At 71.1% G+C, this 19,980-nt stretch carries 17 protein-coding genes and 2 pseudogenes; 12 read left to right on the top strand and 7 right to left on the bottom strand.

Annotated elements, in window-relative coordinates; translation table 11 throughout:
* The first annotated feature begins 35 nt into the window (after window positions 1-35).
* From ACP4J3_RS14410 to ACP4J3_RS14400, 3 genes are all read left to right on the top strand, one after another.
* Window positions 36-1,493, top strand: coding sequence for an FGGY-family carbohydrate kinase (locus ACP4J3_RS14410; protein WP_426534158.1), 1,458 nt, complete (start codon window positions 36-38; stop codon window positions 1,491-1,493).
* A gap of 199 nt (window positions 1,494-1,692) precedes the next feature.
* Window positions 1,693-2,322 carry a histidine phosphatase family protein gene (locus ACP4J3_RS14405; protein WP_426534156.1) on the top strand — a complete coding sequence of 210 codons (630 nt, stop codon included), beginning with the start codon at window positions 1,693-1,695 and terminating at the stop codon, window positions 2,320-2,322.
* A gap of 12 nt (window positions 2,323-2,334) precedes the next feature.
* Window positions 2,335-3,114, top strand: a complete 780-nt coding sequence (locus ACP4J3_RS14400) for an SAM-dependent methyltransferase (protein WP_426534154.1) — start codon at window positions 2,335-2,337, stop codon at window positions 3,112-3,114.
* A gap of 120 nt (window positions 3,115-3,234) precedes the next feature.
* Here ACP4J3_RS14400 and ACP4J3_RS14395 read toward each other — a convergent pair whose 3' ends face one another.
* Both ACP4J3_RS14395 and ACP4J3_RS14390 read right to left on the bottom strand, forming a co-directional pair.
* The gene (locus ACP4J3_RS14395) at window positions 3,235-3,876 is read right to left on the bottom strand and encodes a superoxide dismutase (protein ID WP_426534152.1); all 642 of its coding nucleotides are present in this window, start codon (window positions 3,874-3,876) and stop codon (window positions 3,235-3,237) included.
* Between the two features lie 95 nt (window positions 3,877-3,971).
* Window positions 3,972-5,366, bottom strand: a complete 1,395-nt coding sequence (locus ACP4J3_RS14390; protein WP_426534150.1) for an amino acid permease — start codon at window positions 5,364-5,366, stop codon at window positions 3,972-3,974.
* A gap of 311 nt (window positions 5,367-5,677) precedes the next feature.
* On the opposite strand from ACP4J3_RS14390, the gene ACP4J3_RS14385 reads away from it, so the two are divergent.
* Window positions 5,678-6,271, top strand: coding sequence for a biotin transporter BioY (locus ACP4J3_RS14385; protein ID WP_426534148.1), 594 nt, complete (start codon window positions 5,678-5,680; stop codon window positions 6,269-6,271).
* On the opposite strand, the gene ACP4J3_RS14380 is transcribed toward ACP4J3_RS14385, so the two are convergent.
* Complete coding sequence (locus ACP4J3_RS14380; RefSeq protein WP_426534146.1) at window positions 6,261-7,559, bottom strand: FAD-binding oxidoreductase; 1,299 nt, start codon at window positions 7,557-7,559, stop codon at window positions 6,261-6,263. The genes ACP4J3_RS14385 and ACP4J3_RS14380 overlap by 11 nt on opposite strands.
* 63 nt (window positions 7,560-7,622) lie before the next feature.
* Window positions 7,623-8,351: a hypothetical protein gene (locus ACP4J3_RS14375; protein ID WP_426534144.1), complete on the bottom strand. Its 729-nt coding sequence runs from the start codon at window positions 8,349-8,351 to the stop codon at window positions 7,623-7,625.
* Window positions 8,352-8,619: 268 nt separating this feature from the next.
* Here ACP4J3_RS14375 and ACP4J3_RS14370 point away from each other — a divergent pair, with 268 nt between their 5' ends.
* Window positions 8,620-10,989, top strand: coding sequence for a protein kinase domain-containing protein (locus ACP4J3_RS14370; RefSeq protein ID WP_426534433.1), 2,370 nt, complete (start codon window positions 8,620-8,622; stop codon window positions 10,987-10,989).
* A 65-nt stretch (window positions 10,990-11,054) separates the two neighbouring features.
* On the opposite strand, the pseudogene ACP4J3_RS14365 reads toward ACP4J3_RS14370, so the two are convergent.
* Window positions 11,055-11,238, bottom strand: a pseudogene (locus ACP4J3_RS14365) (amino acid transporter); the annotation flags it as partial.
* 156 nt (window positions 11,239-11,394) lie between these two features.
* On the opposite strand from ACP4J3_RS14365, the gene ACP4J3_RS14360 reads away from it, so the two are divergent.
* Both ACP4J3_RS14360 and ACP4J3_RS14355 read left to right on the top strand, forming a co-directional pair.
* Window positions 11,395-11,880, top strand: coding sequence for a ribose-5-phosphate isomerase (locus ACP4J3_RS14360; protein WP_426534142.1), 486 nt, complete (start codon window positions 11,395-11,397; stop codon window positions 11,878-11,880).
* 994 nt (window positions 11,881-12,874) lie between these two features.
* Entirely contained in the window at window positions 12,875-13,684 is an 810-nt protein-coding gene (locus ACP4J3_RS14355; protein ID WP_426534140.1) for an Fpg/Nei family DNA glycosylase, read from the top strand.
* Between the two features lie 47 nt (window positions 13,685-13,731).
* Here ACP4J3_RS14355 and ACP4J3_RS14350 read toward each other — a convergent pair whose 3' ends face one another.
* Complete coding sequence (locus tag ACP4J3_RS14350; RefSeq protein ID WP_426534138.1) at window positions 13,732-14,988, bottom strand: GNAT family N-acetyltransferase; 1,257 nt, start codon at window positions 14,986-14,988, stop codon at window positions 13,732-13,734.
* Window positions 14,989-15,150: 162 nt separating this feature from the next.
* Here ACP4J3_RS14350 and ACP4J3_RS14345 point away from each other — a divergent pair, with 162 nt between their 5' ends.
* Both ACP4J3_RS14345 and ACP4J3_RS14340 read left to right on the top strand, forming a co-directional pair.
* On the top strand, window positions 15,151-16,332 hold the full coding sequence (locus tag ACP4J3_RS14345) for a PP2C family protein-serine/threonine phosphatase (RefSeq protein ID WP_426534136.1): 1,182 nt from the start codon (window positions 15,151-15,153) through the stop codon (window positions 16,330-16,332).
* A gap of 256 nt (window positions 16,333-16,588) precedes the next feature.
* Entirely contained in the window at window positions 16,589-17,074 is a 486-nt protein-coding gene (locus ACP4J3_RS14340; protein WP_426534134.1) for an HD domain-containing protein, read from the top strand.
* Between the two features lie 24 nt (window positions 17,075-17,098).
* On the opposite strand, the gene ACP4J3_RS14335 is transcribed toward ACP4J3_RS14340, so the two are convergent.
* On the bottom strand, window positions 17,099-18,301 hold the full coding sequence (locus ACP4J3_RS14335) for an acyltransferase family protein (protein ID WP_426534132.1): 1,203 nt from the start codon (window positions 18,299-18,301) through the stop codon (window positions 17,099-17,101).
* 553 nt (window positions 18,302-18,854) lie between these two features.
* Here ACP4J3_RS14335 and ACP4J3_RS14330 point away from each other — a divergent pair.
* From ACP4J3_RS14330 to ACP4J3_RS14320, 3 genes and pseudogenes are all read left to right on the top strand, one after another.
* The gene (locus ACP4J3_RS14330; protein ID WP_004001285.1) at window positions 18,855-19,049 is read left to right on the top strand and encodes a hypothetical protein; all 195 of its coding nucleotides are present in this window, start codon (window positions 18,855-18,857) and stop codon (window positions 19,047-19,049) included.
* A gap of 79 nt (window positions 19,050-19,128) precedes the next feature.
* Window positions 19,129-19,485 (top strand): hypothetical protein, encoded by a 357-nt coding sequence (locus tag ACP4J3_RS14325; protein ID WP_426534130.1) that lies wholly within the window; start codon window positions 19,129-19,131, stop codon window positions 19,483-19,485.
* Window positions 19,486-19,593: 108 nt separating this feature from the next.
* Window positions 19,594-19,839 (top strand): annotated as a pseudogene (locus tag ACP4J3_RS14320) (hypothetical protein); the annotation flags it as partial.
* Window positions 19,840-19,980: the final 141 nt, after the last annotated feature.

The following is a 19,980-nucleotide window of genomic DNA, read 5'->3' as shown; positions in this document are numbered from 1 at the left end:
AGAACTTCACGGATCGGGATGTGCGGGAGGTCCGGATGACTGACGAGCATGACGCCTGGCTCGGGATCGACCTGGGCACCCAGAGCGTCCGGGCCCTGCTGGTCACCGGGGACGGCACGGTCCTCGGCAGCGGCTCGGCGCCGCTCGGCGGGCGGCGGGACGGGGTGCGGCACGAGCAGGAGCCGGGGGCGTGGTGGGACGGTCTGTGCGCGGCGTCCCGGGCCGCGCTCGGTGCCTCGAGGGGCGTGCGGGTCGGCGGGCTCGCGGTGTGCGGGACGTCCGGGACCGTGCTGCTGACGGACGGGGCGGGGCGGCCGATGAGCCCGGCGCTGATGTACGACGACGGGCGGGCTACGGCCCAGGGCGCGCGGGCGCGGATGGCGGGGCTCGGGGTGCAGGACACCTGGGCGCTGCCGAAGGCGATGTGGCTGACCGAGAACTACGGGGCCGGCCGGATCACCCACCAGCCGGACCTGGCCGTCTGCCTCCTCACCGGCGAGCTGCCCCCGGCCGACTCCAGCCACGCCCTGAAGACCGGCTACGACCTGGAGCAGGACGCCTGGCCGGCCATGCTGACCGGGCTGGGCCTGCCCGACACGGCGATCCCCGACGTCGTCCGCCCCGGCACCCCGCTCGGCGAGGTCTCCGCGACCGCAGCCGACGCCACCGGCATCCCCGCCGGCACCCCCGTCGTCGCCGGCATGACCGACGGCTGCGCGGCCCAGATCGCCTCCGCCGCGCTGCGCCCCGGCTCCTGGAACTCGGTGCTCGGCACGACCCTCGTCCTCAAGGGCGCGGCCGCCGGCCCCGTCCGGGACCCGGCCGGCGTGGTCTACAACCACCGTGCGCCGGACGGCGGTTGGCTGCCCGGCGGGGCCTCCAGCGTGGGCGCGGGCGTGCTCACGGCGGCGTTCGCGGGCGCCGACCCGGCGGCGATGGACGCGCTGGCCGCCGCGCACGAGCCGTCCGGCGCGATCACCTACCCCCTCGTGTCACCGGGCGAGCGCTTCCCCTTCCTGGCCCCGGAGGCCTCCGCACTCGTCCTCGGCGAACCGGAGTCGGACGCCGACCTGTGGGCCGCCCTCCTCCAGGGCGTCGCCTTCACCGAACGCCTCTGCCTGGACTACCTGCACCACCTCGGCGCCCCCCTCGACGGCCCCCTCACCTTCACCGGCGGCGGCGCCCGCAGCCCGTACTGGAACCAACTGCGCGCCGACATCCTGGGCCGCCCGGCCCGCGTACCGCAGCAGACGGAACCGGCCCTGGGGATGGCCGCGCTGGCGGCGTACGGCACTGGAGCCGTCTCCGGTCTGCCGGAAGCAGCGGAGGCCATGGTCCACATCGACACGACCATCACCCCCCGCCCCGACCGCACGGCCCGCTTCGCCGAGCCCTACGCCCGCCTGATCGACGAACTGACGACGAGGGGCTGGCTCCCGGCCCCGGTCGCGGCGCACGCGTATGCCCGCCTGGACGGGGATACTTCGGGGTGATGAGCACACGGCTGCCGCAACACCCCAGCCTGCGTGGCCCGCGCAAGCTGCGGGCATTCGTGCCGCCTAGGGCGGCACGGGTGGGCGCAGGCGGCACCCCGCAAGCGCGGGCGAGCGTCCCCACCTCGAGGACAACCCCTGCGCCGGGCACTGGCCAACGCCCCAGCACCGCCGACGACCCTCGCATCCCGGACCGCCCATGAGCACACCCACGACCCTCCTCCTGACCCGCCACGGCCAGACCATCTGGCACGCCGAGAACCGCTACGCCGGCGTGAGCGACATCCCCCTCACCGACACCGGCCGCGCCCAGGCCGACGCCCTCGCCCGCTGGGCCACCGCGCACCCGGTCGACGCGATCTGGACGTCCCCCGTGTCCCGGGCCGTCGTCACCGCCGCCCCGGCCTGCCGCGCCCTCGGCCTCACCCCGCACCGCGAACCCGACCTGCGTGAATGCGACTTCGGCGTACTGGAGGGCCGTACGCTCGCGGAGTTCGCGGCCGAGGACCCGCAGGCCGCGGAGGCGTTCCGCACGGACCCGGTGGCGCACCCGTTCCCCGGGGCCGAGGACCCGGCCGCCGCCGCCGAGCGCGGTGCCGCCGCCCTGCGCCGCATCGCCGCCGCCCACCCCGGCGAGCGCGTCCTGGTGGTCGCCCACAACACGCTCTTCCGGCTGGTGCTGTGCACCCTGCTGTCGATCCCGCCCGGGCGGTACCGCAGCGTGTTCCCCCGGTTGCGCAACGCGGCGATCAGCGAACTCCTCGTAAAATCCGACGGATCCGCCGCACTTCTCTCCCTCAATGTGCCCTGCGAGCCCGACCCGGCGTAGCACCATGGGCGCATGACGGAGATCGACACCTCGGTACCGCACTCGGCCAGGATCTGGAACTACTGGCTGGGCGGCAAGGACAACTACCCCGTGGACGAGGCGGCGGGCGACGCCTACACCGCCGTCTTCCCCGGCATCGTCACCATCGCGCGCAGCAGCCGCGCCTTCCTGGGCCGCAGCATCCGGTACCTGGTGTCGGAGGCGGGCGTCCGCCAGTTCCTCGACGTCGGCACGGGCCTGCCGACCGTCGACAACACGCACGAGGTCGCCCAGCGCATCGCCCCCGAGTCGAAGATCGTCTACGTCGACAACGACCCGCTGGTCCTGGCCCACGCCCGCGCCCTGCTCACCTCGACGCCCGAGGGCGCGACGGCGTACGAGGACATGAGCCTGTACGAGCCGGAGAAGATCCTCGAGGCGGCCTCCCGCACTCTCGACCTCTCCCGCCCCACGGCCCTGATCCTCAGCGGCATCCTCGGCCATGTCGCCGACTACGACCAGGCCCGCGACCTGGTCCGCCGCCTGCTCGCGGGCCTGCCGTCGGGGAGCTACCTCTCCCTCAACGAGGGCTCCCGGGGCACCGATCCGGCCTACGAAAACGCCCAGGACGCCTACAACGAGACCGGCGCCGTCCCGTACTTCCTGCGCCCGGTCGACAAGATCGAGGCGTACTTCGAGGGGCTTGAGCTGGTGGAGCCCGGCGTCGTCTCCGTCCCGCTGTGGCGCCCCGAACCCGGCGACGCCGAGCCGCAGCCGATCGGCCAGCACGGCGGACTGGGCCGCAAGCCGTAGCCGTATGAGTAGCCACATATGAGAGGCCCCCGCGAGTCACGTCCTCGCGGGGGCCTCCTTCATTCCGCCTGCCGTTCGTGAAGGGTGAGAAGACGATCACGAGGCAGGACGACTCAGGGGTCAGGGCGCGAGCAGCAGGACATCCGCCCGCGACTTGGCGGCCTCGTAACGCCGCGCCACGTCCTGCCAGTTGACGACTTGCCACATCGCCTCGATGAAGTCGACCTTCTGGTTGCGGTACTGCAGGTAGAAGGCGTGCTCCCAGGCGTCGAAGACGAGGATCGGTGTGGCGCCCTGGCCGACGTTGCCCTGGTGGTCGTAGACCTGCTCGACGATCAGCCGCCCGCTCAGCGGCTCGTACGCCAGCACGCCCCAGCCCGAACCCTGGGTGGTCGCGGCGGCCTTGGACAGCTGCGCCTTGAAGTTCGCGAACGACCCGAACGACTCGGCGATCGCGTCCGCCAGCTCGCCCACACCGTCGGCGGCGAGCGGCTCGCCACCGCCCTCACCGGTCATGTTGTGCCAGTAGATGCTGTGCAGGATGTGCCCGGACAGATGAAAGGCCAGGTTCTTCTCCAGGCCGTTGATCGAGCCCCACTGCTCCTTGTCCCGCGCCTCCGCGAGCTGCTCCAGCGTGTCGTTGGCGCCCTTCACATAGGCCGCGTGGTGCTTGTCGTGGTGCAGCTCGATGATCTCGGGGCTGATCACGGGCGCGAGCGCGGAGTAGTCGTAGGGCAGTTCCGGGAGTGTGTAGACGGGCATGAAGGGTCCCCTCAGAGCTTTTATTGCAAGTAGCTTGCAACAACAAGCTAACAGCAAAAAGCCCCCGTGTGGATCACACGGGGGCTTTCGTGCCGTCAGGCCTTGGCGCGGGCCTTCTGCCACACGTACCCGACCACCGCCAGGAACACGGTCATCCCCCCGGTCGAGTACAACTGCACCCGCGTATCCGGCTCCCGGGCCATCAGCACGAAGATCGCCGCCATGCCCGCCAGCGCCACCCAGGTCAGCACCGGGAACGCCCACATCCGCACGACCAGCTTCTCGGGGGCCTCGCGCTCCAGGCGGCGGCGCAGGCGCAACTGGGAGACGGCGATGAAGAACCAGACGACGAGGATCACCGCGCCGATCATGTTCAGCAGCCAGGGGAAGACGTCGTCCGGCCGCCAGTAGCTCAGCACCACGCACCCGAAGCCGAACACCGACGACGCGAGAACGGCGATCCGCGGCACCCCGCCCGACACCCGGGCCAGCGCCGCCGGCCCCTGCCCGCGCTGGACGAGCGAGTAGGCGATGCGCGAGGAGCCGTAGATGTTGGCGTTCATGGCGGAGAGCAGGGCGACCAGCACGACCACGTTCATGAGCTGGCCGGCGCCGGGGATGCCGAGGTGGTCGAGGGCGGCGACGTACGGGCCCTTGTCCACGATCTCCTGGGAGTCCCAGGGGACGAGGGTGACGACGACCGCCATCGAGCCGACGTAGAAGAGGGCGATGCGCCACATCGCCGTGCGCACCGCGCTCGCCACACCGCTGACCGGGTTCTCCGACTCGGCCGCCGCGATGGTGACCGTCTCCATGCCGCCGTAGGCGAAGACGGAGGCCAGCAGGCCGATGATCAGGCCCTCGCTGCCGTTGGGGAGGAAGCCCCCCTCACCGGTGAGGTTCGCGGTGCCCGGCGCGTCCGTGCCGGGCAGGACGCCCGCGATGGCCAGCCCGCCCAGGACGAGGAACAGGCTGATCGCGCCGACCTTCAGGGCCGCGAACCAGAACTCGAACTCGCCGAAGTTCTTCACGGCGGCCAGGTTCGTGCCGCAGAAGACGACCATGAACAGGGCCACCCAGGCCCATTCGGGGGTGTGCGGCAGCCAGGTCGTGACGATCTTCGCGGCGCCGATGCCCTCCAGGCCGACAGCCGTGCACAGCAGCACCCAGAAGGACCAGCCGGCCGTGAACCCCGCCCACGGGCCGATCGCCCGCTCGGCGTGCGCGGAGAAGGAGCCCGACGAGGGGTGGGCGGCCGACATCTCGCCGAGCATCCGCATCACCAGCATCACGAGGAGGCCGGAGAGGATGTAGGCGACGACGATCGAGGGCCCTGCGGCGGCGATACCGGCCTTGGAGCCGACGAAGAGTCCGGCACCGATGACGCCACCGAGGGCGATCATCGACAGGTGGCGCTGCTTGAGACCGTGGGAGAGAGGGACGTCGCCCGTCTGCGAGGGCGTCTCCTCCGTGGTGGTGGTGCTGGGCATGGGCGCGGCTCGTCCAATGCGTGAGATGGGCAAAAACGCCCACAGTCTGGGTGCCCTCACCGCTCAGGGGAGATGAGCGTCCACTATCCGGACGTCGTGTGTACCCTCAGTGACCGCACGATCCGACGTGAGTCAGGCCTCCTCGCCTCCGTGACCGGTGTCACCCCGCACTCGGTGTAACCCGCAGTCTTTGTGTGGAGCACACGAAGCGCGAGCCACCCCCTTTGTCGACTACTGACGGTGATCGGGCGGAACCCCCTGGGATAGCGTCAACGCGTCCCCATCTGCCCTAACCGACCCGCGGAGTCCCCATGAGCACCGCAGCCGCAGCCGCAGCCGCCGCCCCCGCCCGCACCGGGCTGGTCCTCGCCGACCTGATCCCCGCCTCCCGCGTCCGCGACCTCGCGCTCGTCGTCGGCGGCGCCGCGTTCACCGGCCTCGCGGCCCAGATCGCGGTGCCCGTGCCCGGCTCCCCGGTGCCGGTGACCGGCCAGACCCTCGCGGTGCTGCTGGTCGGCACGGCCCTCGGCGCCGGCCGCGGCTTCCTCTCGCTCGCGCTGTACGCGCTGGCGGGCATCGCGGGCGTGCCGTGGTTCGCCGGGGGCACCTCCGGCGCCGCTGCCCCGTCCTTCGGCTACATCCTCGGCATGATCCTCGCCTGCACCGTCGTCGGCGCCCTGGCCCGCCGCGGCGCCGACCGCACCGCGCTGCGCACGGCCGGCGCGATGCTGCTGGGCGAGGCGATCATCTACGCCGTCGGCGTGCCCTACCTGGCCCTCGCCACCGGCATGTCCGCCTCCGCCGCGATCGCGGCCGGCCTCACCCCGTTCCTGATCGGCGACGCCCTGAAGGCGGCCCTGGCGATGGGCGCCCTGCCCACCGCCTGGAAGCTGATCAACCGCTGACGCCGTAGTTCCTGCGGAAGAGGTTCGCCGGGTCGTACCGCGACTTCAGCCCGGCGAGCCTCCTTCGCGTCCCGGCGTCGTACAGCCCCGCCCCCCGGTCCCCGGCCCCGAAGGCGAAGTTGACCGCCCGGCCGAGGGTGACGGGAGCCAGCAGCCCGAACGCGGGGTCCAGGATCGCGCGGGCCCGCTCCCGGTCCGCCATGGTCAACAGCCGTACCAGGAAGCGCCCTTCGCGATATGGCACCGAGTTCGGCGCGGCCCGGCCCAGCGCCCCGCCCAGATGATTGACCTGTACGACACACATGGCGCCGGCGTCGGGCCCCGTACGGGCGAGCACCCCGGTCACTAGCTCGACGTCGAGTTCGCCGAGCACCGCGCTGTCCCCGTAGTACGTGTGCGGGAAGTCGGGGTCGCTGTGGATGGTGTGGCTCTCGGCGTACGGCATCTCCCGCAGCGAGTCGGACAGCACCGGCCCGATCTCCCGCAGCGGGGCGACGAGCCGGTCGCCGTCGGGCCCGGTGTGCGCGACCCGCACGGAGGCGACGTACCGCCCGCGCAACCGCGGCGGCAGCGCCGGGAGGTCCGGATACGGTACGGCGGCGAAGGACGACGTCACCCTGTCCGGCACGGTCCGCGTCCACTCCTCGTACGCCCGCAGCACGGCCGCCGGCTCGACGTCCCGTCCGTCGAAGGCGAGGGATCCGCCGTAGAGCGTGCGGACGGGGACGAGGCCGATCTCCATCGCGGTGACGACGCCGAAGGCGTGACCGCCGCCGAGGAGGGCCCAGTACAGGTCGGACCCCGGTGTGACGTGGTGGGCACGGCCGTCCGCGGTGACGACGTCGAGGGAGCGGACGTGGTCGGCGGCGTACCCGAACTCGCGGGCCAGGATGCCCAGTCCGCCGCCCAGCGTGTAGGACACCGCGCCCACGGACGGCGCCGACCCGTTGAGCGGCGCGAGCCCGTACGGCTCGGCGGCCGCCACGACCTGCCCCCAGCGCACACCCGCCTCGACGCGGGCGGTACGGGCCCCGGCGTCGACGGTCACCCCGTCCATGCGCCGGGTCGAGATCACGACACCACCCTCGACCGGTCCGGGCAGCCCGTGCCCCGTGGCGTGGATGCCGATCGGCAGGTCCCGGTCGGCCGCGTGGCGCACGGCGGCCGCCACGCCCTCCGCCGAGGACACGGCGAAGACCACGTCGGGCCGCTGGACGAACCCCGTCTGGAATCCGGCGAGTTCCTTCTCGTCACTCAGGACGCTACTCAGGACGCGTTCGCTGTTCATGCCGCACAGTGTGGGCCGCATTACCTGACACGTACTGTCAGGTAATGCGGCCATCGCCGGCGCTCAACCCTCCTGTGGCCGCCCCGGCCGCCCGAGCCGGGACCACCACAGCCCGGCCGCGCCCACCGTGATCAGCGCCGCACCGGCCGCGCCCAGCGGCAGGACGTCACGGGCGAGGCCGGTTTTGGGCAGCTCGTCGGCGCCCGGCGCGACCGGCGTGTTGTCGGTGCCGAGCAGCAGCGGGGTGGCCGGGGCGTCGGGCGACGGGTTCGTCGTACCGAACGGCACCGGGCCCTGCTGCCAGTACGTCTTCTTGCCGTCGCCGCTCTGCACCGGCAGACAGATCTTTCCGGTCTTGCTCAGGTCGTACGTCGCGTCCACGGCGTACGACTTCGACGCACCGGCGGCGAGATTGTCGACAGGGCAGGCGAAACCGCTGTTCGACCCCTCCGGCAGACCGTTTTTCTCGATCGCTGAACAGCCTTCGACATTCTTGACCGTCAGGCCGTCGAACCCGACGACCAAAAGCTGGATCTTTCCGCTGTCCTTGGTCCCTTCGTTCTTGACCGTGGCGGTGATGTCGGTCGCCTGCGAACTGTTGTCCACCGAGATTTTCTCGGGTAGTTCAGTGGTGAGCTTCACCCCCGCCGGTGCCTCGTCGATGACCTTTCCCCCCTTGCTGCTCCCGGGTCCCTGGTCGTCCGCACTGGCAGTGAAGGAAAGGATCAACACTGCCGAGAAAGATGTCGCGACCAGCGATCCCGCGATGGCCGTCGCGCGACGAGAACTCATGTTCGCCCCCCTTGCCTGCGCCTGAATTCGCAGTACTTGAAGAGCTACCACAAGATTTCTCCGCACTATGCTGGTACGGCGTGAAGTGTGACCATTGTGTTTCAATGGCTGATGTCCGACGCGGCATCGAGGGGGGTGCGGTGGATTGCCGGGGAATATGGGCAACGTGGGGAATGCGGGCGATGCTGGGAATAAGAGGAGCGGCGGGGTTCCAGGGTTACTGGTGACCGGCCGTTATCGCCTGGTCGAGAGTATCGGCCAGGGGGGAATGGGACGGGTGTGGCGAGCGGTCGACGAAATGCTCGATCGGCTCGTCGCCGTCAAGGAAATGCGCATCGACGGCCTGGACGCGGAGGACACCCGCACCCGCCGTGAACGCACCCTGCGCGAGGCGAGAGCGTCGGCACGCATCGACCACCCCAACGTCGTACGGGTCTACGACGTGGTCGACGAGGGCGAACGCCTGTGGATCGTCATGGAGTTGGTGGCCGGCCGCTCCCTGGAACGCATCATGGCGGAGGAGGGCCCGCTGGGCCCCTGCCGGGCGGCCCGGATCGGCATGGGCCTGGTGGCGGCGCTGCGCCAGGTCCACGACCGCGGCGTGCTGCACCGGGACATCAAGCCGGGCAACGTCCTCGTCGAGACGGAGCAGGCGCGCGGGCGGGGCCGGGTGGTCCTGACCGACTTCGGCATCGCGGCGATCCAGGACGCGAAGGCCCTCACCATGGTCGGCATGCTGGTCGGCTCCCCCGACTACATGGCCCCTGAACGCGTCTCCGGCCGCCCCCAGGGCCCACCGTCCGACATCTGGTCCCTCGGCGCCACCCTGAGCGCGGCCCTCGCCGGCCGCTCCCCCTTCTCCCGCGACACGACGCTGGCAACCCTGCACGCGGTCCTGTACGAGGAGCCCGAACTCCCCTCCACCGCAGGCCCGTTGCGCGAAACCCTCGCCGCCCTCCTGCACAAGGACCCGTCCCTGCGCCCCGGCCTGGACGACCTTGAGGCGGCCCTGCAGCCGGTCGCCTATCCGGCGCCCACGCCGACGGTGCGGGTGGTGGGGGAGGAGGAGACTTCGGGGCGCGGTGGGGGGTTGGGGGAGCGGCCAGGGCGGGAGACGGGAGCGGGACCGGAGGAGCGGCTGGAGCCGGAGGCGGGACTGGGGTCGGGTGCGGGGCCGGAGGGGCGGCTGGGGCCGGAGGCGGGACTGGGGTCGGGTGCGGGGCCGGAGGGGCGGCTGGAGCCGGAGGCGGGACTGGGATCGGGTGCGGGGCCGGAGGAGCGGTCGGGGCCGGAGACGGGGTCGGTACCGGATACGGAACCAGAGCCGGGTACGGAACCGGGTACGGAATCGGCGCCAGATCCGGGACCTGCCACTGGTGCGGCGCCCGAGTCGGAGGCGGAGCCCGAGCCCGAACCGCCAGGCGCGTCCCCATACGAACCGGAATCCCCCACCCCGGCCTTCCTGGACGCCTCCCGCGTCCCGGCCCCGCCCGATCCCCGCCAACCGGAGGACATACGCGACGCGATACCACCAAGCTCTACGACACCGATCGCGAGTTCGGCCTCGGCCCCGACCGCGTTCCCGGCCCCGACCGCAAGCTCGGCCTCGACCCCGGCCGAAAGCTCCGCCTCGGCCCCAACGCCAACCACAAGCCCGGCCCCGGCCCTTGAACCAACCACGGCGGCCCCCACACGCACACCCACACCCATACCCACACCCACCCCCACCCCGACCACAGAGCCGCCCCCACGCCCCCCGAACGCCTCCACCGAGCACACCACCCCCGAGTCCCGTTCCGAGGCGCACTCGGCGACCCCGGCCGGCAACTCCACCGGCCCCACCCCCCACCGCCCCGGCGTCTCCCTCTCCCGCTCCGAAGCGGTGACCGAGCGCCGACCGCCTCCTGGCCCACCCCCCGGAACCGGAAGCACCCCCGACGGCTCCCGGCAGCTGTACGGCACCATGCCCCCCGGCGAACTACCCGGCCCACCGGTTCCGGCCCACCCCCGCCGCCCCCGGCGCGGGCATCGCCGTACGGGAATCGTCGCCGCGATCGGCATCGCGGCCGCCGGCGCTGTCGTAGCGGTGCTCCTGGCCGGCAACTTCGGATCACCGAAGGACGACGAGGCAGGCTCCGGGTCGCCCTCCTCGACCGCGTCCTCCCCGGGCGCCACCCCGTCGTCCACGGTCGAGGGCACGTCGCGGCCGCAGAGCCTGCCGCCCGGCGCGCGGCGCGAGGCGGGCGGCTTCGCGTGGGTGCCGCCCGAGGGATGGCGGCGGGACGTCAAGACCGGCTCGGAGGTGCACTACACATCACCGGACGCCAAACAGGAACTCGCCGCCAAGTCCTCACTGGCCCGTGACGACTTGATGGACTCCTGGCAGAAGTCCGAGCAGAACGCCCAGCAGGGCAAGGACTACAGCAAGATCCGCCTGGAGCGCACGACCTTCCGCGGGCACCCGGCGGTCGTCTGGGAGTACACCTTCACCCTGCGGGGCGACCCCTGGCACGCCCGGCTGCTCGGCTTCACGGTGGGCGGCAAGTCGTACCAGGTCAACACGTGGTACCGCCCAGAGGTGGAGGCGCAGGCCGTGAAGACGTACGAGAGAGTGAGGGACGGTTTCACGGTCCTGTGAGGGCGGGCACCAGACGTTCTCAGCCGGTCCGAACCTCGTCGCGAGACGCTCCCGAGCCCGCTCTACAGCGAGCCGATGGAGAACCCGGCCCAGTTTCCCAGCGCCCGGTCGGCGTGGGCTGCCGACGAGGGCGTACGGCAGGAGGATGCCGGGTCCCGCGGTGGCGATACCGGTCTTGGACCCGACGAAGAGCCCGGCGCCGAGGTTCTTGAGCCCGGCCTGTAGGCCATGGTTCGGCTGCGAAGTCGTACGAGTCGGGCCAGTGAATCATAGGAGAAGAGATCGAAGAACCTTCGATTACTAACCCTCACCCAACCTTTCCTTGAGCTTCTATAGCGGGCATCGCATTTGAGCTGATCGGAACCCGACGCTGCCGCTCCGAAACAGCCATGTCACACTCGTTCCATGCGCGTGTATCTCGGCTCGGACCATGCGGGCTTCGAACTCAAGAACCACCTCGTCGAATGGCTCAAGGCGGCGGGCCACGACCCGGTCGACTGCGGCCCCCACATCTACGACGCCCAGGACGACTACCCGCCCTTCTGCCTCCGCGCGGCGGAGAAGACGGCCGCCGACCCCGACTCCCTCGGCATCGTGATCGGCGGCTCGGGCAACGGCGAGCAGATCGCCGCGAACAAGGTCAAGGGCGTGCGCGCGGCACTGGCCTGGAGCGAGGAGACGGCGTCGCTGGGCCGCCAGCACAACAACGCCAACGTCGTCGCGGTGGGCGCGCGCATGCACACGACGGAGGAGGCGACGAAGTTCGTCGAGACCTTCCTGGGTACGCCGTTCTCGGGCGACGAGCGCCACATCCGCCGCATCGAGATGCTCGCCGCCTACGAGACCACAGGCGACCTCCCCCCCATCCCACCGCACCACCCCCAGCAGTAGCCGGCCCTGCCGCCCCGGTCCGGGCCTCCAGTCCCACCCGACATCGAGCCCAAGGCCGAGGCGGCCCCGCCCGCACACGCCCGGCGCTCAATCACGCCTCAGCCCCCGCCCACCAGGCGGGGCGCTCCACCCCCGACACGGCCCGCCCACACCCCTCGAACACAAGACCACACCGCCCCCACCCGGCAGGATCGCCCACTCCAACACAGGCAGGCCGACATCATCCGGCCAGCGTTGAAGCACAAGCCCACGCCGTCCCGAACCCCCACCCACCCGCAGGGGGCGTTACGCTCCAACGTCGGCCGGCATCGTCCGGCCGGTCCGGTGTCGGAAGACACGACCAAGCCATCCCTGGCCCCCACCACCCGCTGGAGGTGCCGCCTTCCAACGCTGGCCCGTACTCTCCGGCCCGCCCGGCGTTGGAGGACAAGTCCTCGCCGTCCCGAACCCCACCCACCCGTAGGGGCCGCTACGCTCCAACGTCGGCCCGCACCCTCCAGCCCGTCCGGCGTTGGAGGACAAGTCCTCGCCGTCCCTGGCCCCCACCCACCCGCTGGGGGCGCCGCCCTTCAACGTCGGCCCGCACCCTTCGGCCCGTCCGGCGTTGGAGGACAAGGCCACGCCGTCCCGAACCCCCACCCACCCGCTGGGGGCGCCGCCCTTCAACGTCGGCCCGCACTCTCCGGCCCGTCCGGCGTTGAAGCACAAGGCCACGCCGTCCCGAACCCCCACCCACCCGCAGGAGGCGCCACCCCTCAACGTCGGCCCGCACCCTCCAGCCCGTCCGGCGTTTGAGGACGAGGCCCCTTAAGGGCCGATGCGGGGGTCTGGGGGCGGCAGCCCCCAGAGAGCGCCCGGGGTTGAAGGGGCGGAGCCCCTGGGGGATGGGACGGGTAGGGGCGGCGGGGGCGAGAATCTACGAGCCCGACCCGGATCCGCCCCACCTCCACCCCCACCCCCACCCCCATCCGCACACGAACAAGAGGAGCCCCCCGTGCCCGAGGGCCACACCATCCACCGTCTGGCCCAGGACTACGCCGCCGCCTTCCTCGGCACGACCCCCCACATCACCAGCCCCCAGGGCAAGTTCTCAGACGCCGCAGAACTCCTGAACGGCTCCGAACTCACCCACACCGAAGCCCACGGCAAACACCTCTTCCTCGGCTTCCGGACCACCGGCTGGATCCACATCCACCTCGGCCTCTTCGGCAAGGTCACCTTCGGCGACACCCCCGTACCACCCCCCACCGACACCGTCCGCCTCCGCCTGGCGAACAGCACCGCATACGTCGACCTCCGCGGCCCCACCACCTGCGCCCTGATCACACCCCCCGAGAAGCAGTCGATACACGACCGCCTCGGCCCGGACCCCCTCCGCGACGACGCCGACCCCCACACCGCGTACCGGAGAATCTCCCGCAGCCGCACGACCATCGCCGCCCTGCTCATGGACCAGAAGGTCATCGCCGGCGTCGGCAACGTCTACCGCGCGGAGGTCCTCTTCCGCCACCGCATCGACCCGTACCGCCCGGGCAGGGACATCACCCCCACCCAGTGGGACGCCATCTGGACCGACCTCGTCGACCTCATGCACGAGGGCGTCCGCAACAACCGCATCGACACGGTCCGCCCCGAACACACCCCGGAGGCGATGGGCCGCCCACCCCGCGTCGACGACCACGGCGGCGAGGTCTACGTCTACCGAAGGGCCACCCTGCCCTGCCACATCTGCGGCAGCGAGATCCGCACCGCCGACCTCGCCGCCCGCAACCTCTTCTGGTGCCCGAACTGCCAGACACCGTAAGCAACACGGCGCCACAACGACCCGCCCGACCCGCCCCCGCCCCGCGCTCAGAAACCGTGCGGCAGCCAAGGCGCCACGACGGACCCGAACCCCACCGACGCCTCCGCCAGCGCCCCCCGCCGCAACTCCCGCACCCGCCCGGCCGCCCCCAGCGCCGCAAGGCTCACGCCCCCGAGATAGGCCGCCCCCAACTCCCGTACGGACAGCGAGAGATCGGCCGAGTCCGTCGTACGCTCGCACGACGCACCCTTCGCGTCCCCACTCAGCCGCCAACGCCCCGCGTTCCAGGGGCAGAAGGCATCCTCCACCTCGAACACCACATCCACCGGCGCCTGATACGTCCGCGCCTCCAGAGCGGCCCCCACATCCACCAGCCGCACATGAAGACCGTCCCGCACCCGCACCGCACACCGCCGGATGTCGGACACCTGGTACTGCCACGCCTCGTCCACCGGCCGCGCATACGCCTTCACCGTGGACGTCAGGTCGATATCGAACAGAAACCGCCACAGCGCGGCCTGCGCCGCCGCATCCAGGGCCTGCACGTCCCGCACCCGCACGACACCCTTCGCCCCGCTCGCATCCCACTCCGGCTTGACGTGAAAGCGCGCGTACCCCACGACCTCGCCACCCCGTTCCGCCAGCACACACTGCAGCGGCGAAGCCCCCTCCCGCTCACCCTCCGGGTCGAGCAGCCCGAGCCGCTCCCAGCCGGGCAGCCGCGCGAGCATCCCCGGCCGGCCGGACACCTTGCGCGCGTACACCGCCTCGCACACGTCGAGGACGTCGGCCGGTACGGCGTAGCGCAGACGTACGTCATCGGTACCGGGCGGCACCGACAGCCGCACGCGTGTGGTGTCGATCTCGGTGCTCACCTGGAAGGTGCCGACGCCGTAGCCGAACCGGCCGTAGATCTCCGGCTCGGAGGCGGTCAGGATCGCCAGCGACCGGCCCGACGCACGCACATCGTCCAACTGCCGCCGCATCATCGACGTCAGCACGCCCTGCCTGCGATGCGTGGCCGCGACGCTGACCATCGTGACGCCCGCGGCGGGCACCGAGGCCCCGCCGGGCACGGTCAGCCGGAAGCTGAACGCGCCGGCCGTCCCCACGCACCTGTCCCCGTCCCAGGCGCCGAGGGAGTGTTCGAGCTCGGTGAGCGAGTCCCACAACTCCCGTTCCTCGGCCGCCTCCGGGACCCCGCCGAAGGCCCGGATGAGTGTGTCGTACCAGACATCCCTCTCGCCCTGCCGCAGCACCCGCAGCTCCAGGCGACCGGCCCCGCTCGCACTGTCTTTCGCCATGAATCATGCCTACCAGGGCATTGCGGGACGAGCGAGGGAATTTCTCGGTGCGGGCGGCGCGACCGCTTTCCGTGAAGTTCACTGTGAAGTTGAACCTCGGACGGGGGACAAGTGGGACCTCCCGTGCCAAGCAGCAGGTCCGATGGATAGGGTCCCGAACTAATGGCAGCAGGACGAGAGCGGCGCGCGGCGGCCGAGACGTTCATGGCCCGGTTGAGGATGCACTGGCACCGGGCCCGCGTCGGCGTGCGCAGAAGCGCCGTGGACTACTTCCGCGGCGACGGTTCGGACTGGATCGCGCTGGTCGGCCTGCTGCTGACGGTCCCGTTGATCTGCGCCATGACGATGGCCAACCCGGTGTGGTTCTCGCCCGCCGCGCTGGTCCTGCCCATCGTCGCGGGCGGTCTACTGCTGCGTCCGGCGAGCCTGCTGGGCCTGTACGCGGCGGCGGCGACGGCACTGATCGTGGAGTCGGTGCAGCTCGGTCCGTACACCGAGGGCCCGGCCCGCGTCTCCCCGGGCGTGGTCCTGGTCGTGGCCGCCTGCGGCTTCTTCGGCCTGCTGATCGCGCAGTTCCGCAGCCGGGTGGGAGTGCCCTGGCGGCGCGGCGGCACGATGCTCTTCGACCTGCGCGAACGCATCCGGGTCCAGAGCAAGCTGCCAGGCCTGCCACCCGGCTGGCATCGCGAGATGGCCCTGCGCCCGGCGGGCGGCCAGTCCTTCTCGGGCGACTTCGTGGTGGCGGCCCGCACCAACGGCGGCCGCACCCTGGAGGTCGTCCTGACGGACGTCTCGGGCAAGGGCATGGACGCGGGGTCGCGTGCGCTGCTGCTGTCGGGCGCGTTCGGCGGCCTCCTGGGCAGCCTGCCCCCACACGCGTTCCTCCCGGCGGCGAACGGCTACCTTCTCCGCCAGGACTGGGACGAGGGCTTCGCCACCTCGATCCACCTGGTCCTGGACATGGACTCGGGCGACTACGAACTCTACTCGGCAGGCCATCCACCAGGCCTGCAACTGAGCGCGGGCAGCGGCCGCTGGGAGGAGAAGGCGGCGGAAGGCCCCCTCCTCGGCGTCTACGACGGTGCCCAGTTCGACCCGGTCAAGGGCTCGCTGCGCCCCGGCGACGTCCTGATGCTCTTCACCGACGGCCTCGTCGAGACGTCCGACCGCGACATCGTCGAGGGCATAGACCGCCTCACGGGCGAGGCAGACCGCTACGTCGCCGGCGGCTTCCACGGCGCGGCCTGGCACCTGATCGAGGCAGTGGCCAAGGACGTCAACGACGACCGAGCCCTCCTACTGATCTCCCGAGAGGGCCCAACAACCCAATCAACCCCCCGCTGACCCCCCAACCCACCCCGACCGGGGTCGCCCGCCACCTTCCAACGCCGACTCGCGTCGTCCGGCTCGCCTGGCGTTTGAGGACAGGTCCTGCCGTCCCTGGCCCCACCCACCACAGAGGGGCGCCACCTCCCAACCCCGGCGTGCCACCCAGCCCGTCCGGCGTTTGAGGACGAGGCCCGTTCAGGGCCGACAGCGGGGGCGGCAGCCCCCAGGGGACGGGAATGGGTAGGGGCGGCGGGGGCGAGACACTGGACGAGTGACCGACATACCCGAGCAGCACCTCTCCCTCCCCGCCGTGGAAGCCATCGCCCGCGCCGCCCACGCCACCCAGACCGACAAGGCAGGACGCCCCTACACCGAGCACCTCAGCGCCGTGGCCGAAGGCGTACGCACCCGCGGCGGCACCGCGGAGCAGATCGCCGCGGCCTGGCTGCACGACGCCGTGGAGGACGACGCCCTGTCCGAACAGTGGCTGGAGGAAGCCGCGCTGAGCCGCCGTACGAAGGACATCGTGCTCGCGGTCACCAAACGCCCCGGAGAACCGCCGGAGGCGTACGCGGCGCGCATCCTCGCCACCCCCGGCGCCCTCCTGGTGAAGGAGGCGGACCTGGCGCACAACGCGGACCCCGAGCGCCTCGCCGCCCTGGACGAAGCGACCCGGAAACGACTGACCGAGAAGTACGCACGGATGCGCGCACTTCTCGGTCTGCGTCCACCCGGAGGACGCCTCTCCGCTATGTGATCGATGTGAAGGAACGGCGCAGAGTCAGGCGTTGACCTTCTCGCGCGCCGCCGCCCCCTCGCGCTTCTCCCGCTCCCGCGCCAACTGGCCCGCGTCCCGCTTGAACGCCCACTCCATCCTGGGCTCCATCGCGAACCGGAACACCCGCCGCACCGGCGCAGTGCACAGCAGCGTGACCCCGGCGGCCGCGACGACCGTGACGAAGATCTCGCCGAGCGGCCGGTGCAGCCAGGCCGCCTCGAACCAGCCCTGGTAGTCACCGGCCTTCACGAAGAAGCCGTGCAGCAGATAGCCGTACAGCGTGCCCGCGCCGAGCGCCGTGAACCACATGTGCCGACCCGGCACCCAGGCGAAGAAGCAGGCCGTCAGCAGCAGCGAGCAGCCGAACATCGCCAGCACCATGACCGGCCCGGCCCACCACGGCGCGCCCAGCTCCTGCGCCGCGTCCCGGTGGTAGAACCACGCGGTGTTCATGCGCGGCACCGCCCACCAGCCGAAGGCCAGCGCCACCGCGCCCACCGGCACGGCCGCGATCCGCATCCTGCGGGTACGCACCATGTGGAAGTGCTCGGGCTTCATGCACAGGCCCAGCACGAAGTACGGCAGGAACTGCAGCACCCGCTGAAGGTCCAGGTCGTTGCCGATCTCCGGGGAGACCGTCGCCAGCATGGCGATGCCGAGCGCGAGCGGCAGCGGCCAGCGCACCATCTTCCAGATCGGCGTGGTCATGCGCCAGATGAACAGCGCGCACAGGAACCAGGTCAGGTACCACGGGTCCAGGAGGCTGATCTCCTGGCTCGGGTCCTCGTCGATCCAGCGCTTGAACAGCGGATACGCCGTCTCGAAGACGATGTACGGCACCGCGACGCCGGTGATCAGGCGCTTCACCCGGCTGGGGCTCGCGTCGAAGCTGCGTGAGAAGTAGCCGGAGATGATGATGAACGCCGGCATGTGGAAGCTGTACACGACGGTGTACATGGTTTGCAGGGTCCGGCTGTCGCCCTTGATCGGCTCCCAGGCGTGGCCTATGGCGACGAGCACGATCGCCAGGAACTTGGCGTTGTCGAAGAACGCGTCGCGCCGCTTGGCACCGCCGGACGCGGCTCGGGCGTCGCCCTGAGCCTTCTTGCTCTGCGGTGAGCGCGGACTGGGCACTCCGTCCGCCGACTGCTGGGTCGGGGGGAGTGGCGTTCTGTTGTTGCCGTGCGGTCGCAGTGAGTCCGTCACAGACCCTCCCGCCGGAAGCGGGGAAAGCCGGTCCGGGACCTCGCTGCGTATGCGGGGGACGAGGCAGCGTGGAACATCTGACGCACCCTAGCGTTGCCTGTGGGATTTCGTAAAACGCCCGAGGTCGTCAGTGGTTATTGGCACAACTTTGCGTGCACGGCTTCGCGTGTACAGCGAACGTGCACCTGGCAGCCACCCGTTGGCCATCCTTCTTGTCCGGATTCATCCAGACTAAGTGGTGCATATGCCCAGGAGGTGACGTCGATGAAATGATCACCGCGTCGCAAATTCGAAATACCGGCGAACACGTTGTGTGGCGACGGAAACGATCCCGTCGAATTAGGTGTGCGGGTGCCCGCTCGAAATGCCGTACGAGCACAACGTGAGAGGTCGGTGTGTGCCGGGCACCCACACAGATCCGGCACAGGTGTGGCGAACGAAACGTCACGTGCCGCATAGCGAGGGCCGGTTGGTGGCACGATGGTTCTGGCGGGGGTGCGCGGGGTCGCGTCCCCGGGCCGGGAGAGCGGACCGACCGAGGGTGTGATCTGTTGTGGCCATTTCGCTGTCAGTGGTGCTGCTGTTGGCGATCGTGTTGGTGGTGCTGATCCGTGGCGGATCCCTGAAGGCCGGCCCCGCCGTCGTCGCCGTGCTGTTCGGCTTCTTCCTCGCCTCGACCGGCATGGCCGACGACATCCAGCGATTCCTCAACTCGATAGCCGAGACCATCAACTCCATCCAGTTCTAGGGCTCGTGGGGCGCCCCGGAAACGTACGGATACCCTCGTTCGAGATCGTCGAACGGTACGGAACGGGGGGACGTACGGGATGGCGCTGCGCGAGTCGGATCCGGCGGAGGTCGGTGGCTACCGGATCGAGGACCGCCTCGGCTCCGGCGGCATGGGCGTGGTCTATCTGGCCCGCTCCGACTCCGGCCGCCGTCTCGCCCTCAAGGTCGTGCACGCACAGTACGCCGACGACGACGCGCCGCGCCCCTGGATGGCCACGCTCTACATCCCCGGCGAGGACCTGGGCACCCACGTCCGCCGCCACGGCCCCCTGCCGCCGCCGAAACTGTACGAACTCGCCGCCGGCCTCGCCGAGGCCATCGCGACATCCTCCCCCACTCTCGGCTTCGCTCGAGCGGGGGGACCCCCATCGCCGGAATGGTCCATCGCGACCTGAAACCGGCCAATGTGATGCTCGCCGAGGACGGCCCCCGCGTCATCGACTTCGGCATCTCCCGCGCCGCCGAGTTCGCCGCCTCCGACGTCCTCACCCAGACCGGCCGCGATGGGGGTACCGCCCGCTCGAGCGAAGCCGAGAGTGGGGGAGGGCACACCGCCCTTCATGTCCCCCGAGCAGTTCTCGTCCCCGCAGGACGTGGGCCCCGCCGCCGACGTCTTCTCCCTCGGCTCGGTCGTCGCGTACGCCGCCACCGGGCGCGGCCCGTTCGACAGCCCGAGCCCCTACGAGACGGCCGTACGGGTCGTCGACGGCGCCGCGGACATCGACGACGTACCGCCAGAGTTGCTCCCCTTCGTCCGGCTCTGCCTGGAAAAGCATCCCAAGTCCCGGCCGACACCGGACGAATTGCTGCGCCTGCTGCGCGACGGCGAGATGCCCGGCCCACGCCCCGAACTCGGCCCGCGCACCACCCGGGACGAGCCCGCCACGCCC

The organism is Streptomyces sp. UG1, from assembly GCF_049974585.1.
Classification (GTDB): domain Bacteria; phylum Actinomycetota; class Actinomycetes; order Streptomycetales; family Streptomycetaceae; genus Streptomyces.
The sequence above is the reverse complement of the archived record's forward strand: the minus strand, read 5'-3'. Positions and strand labels throughout refer to the sequence as shown.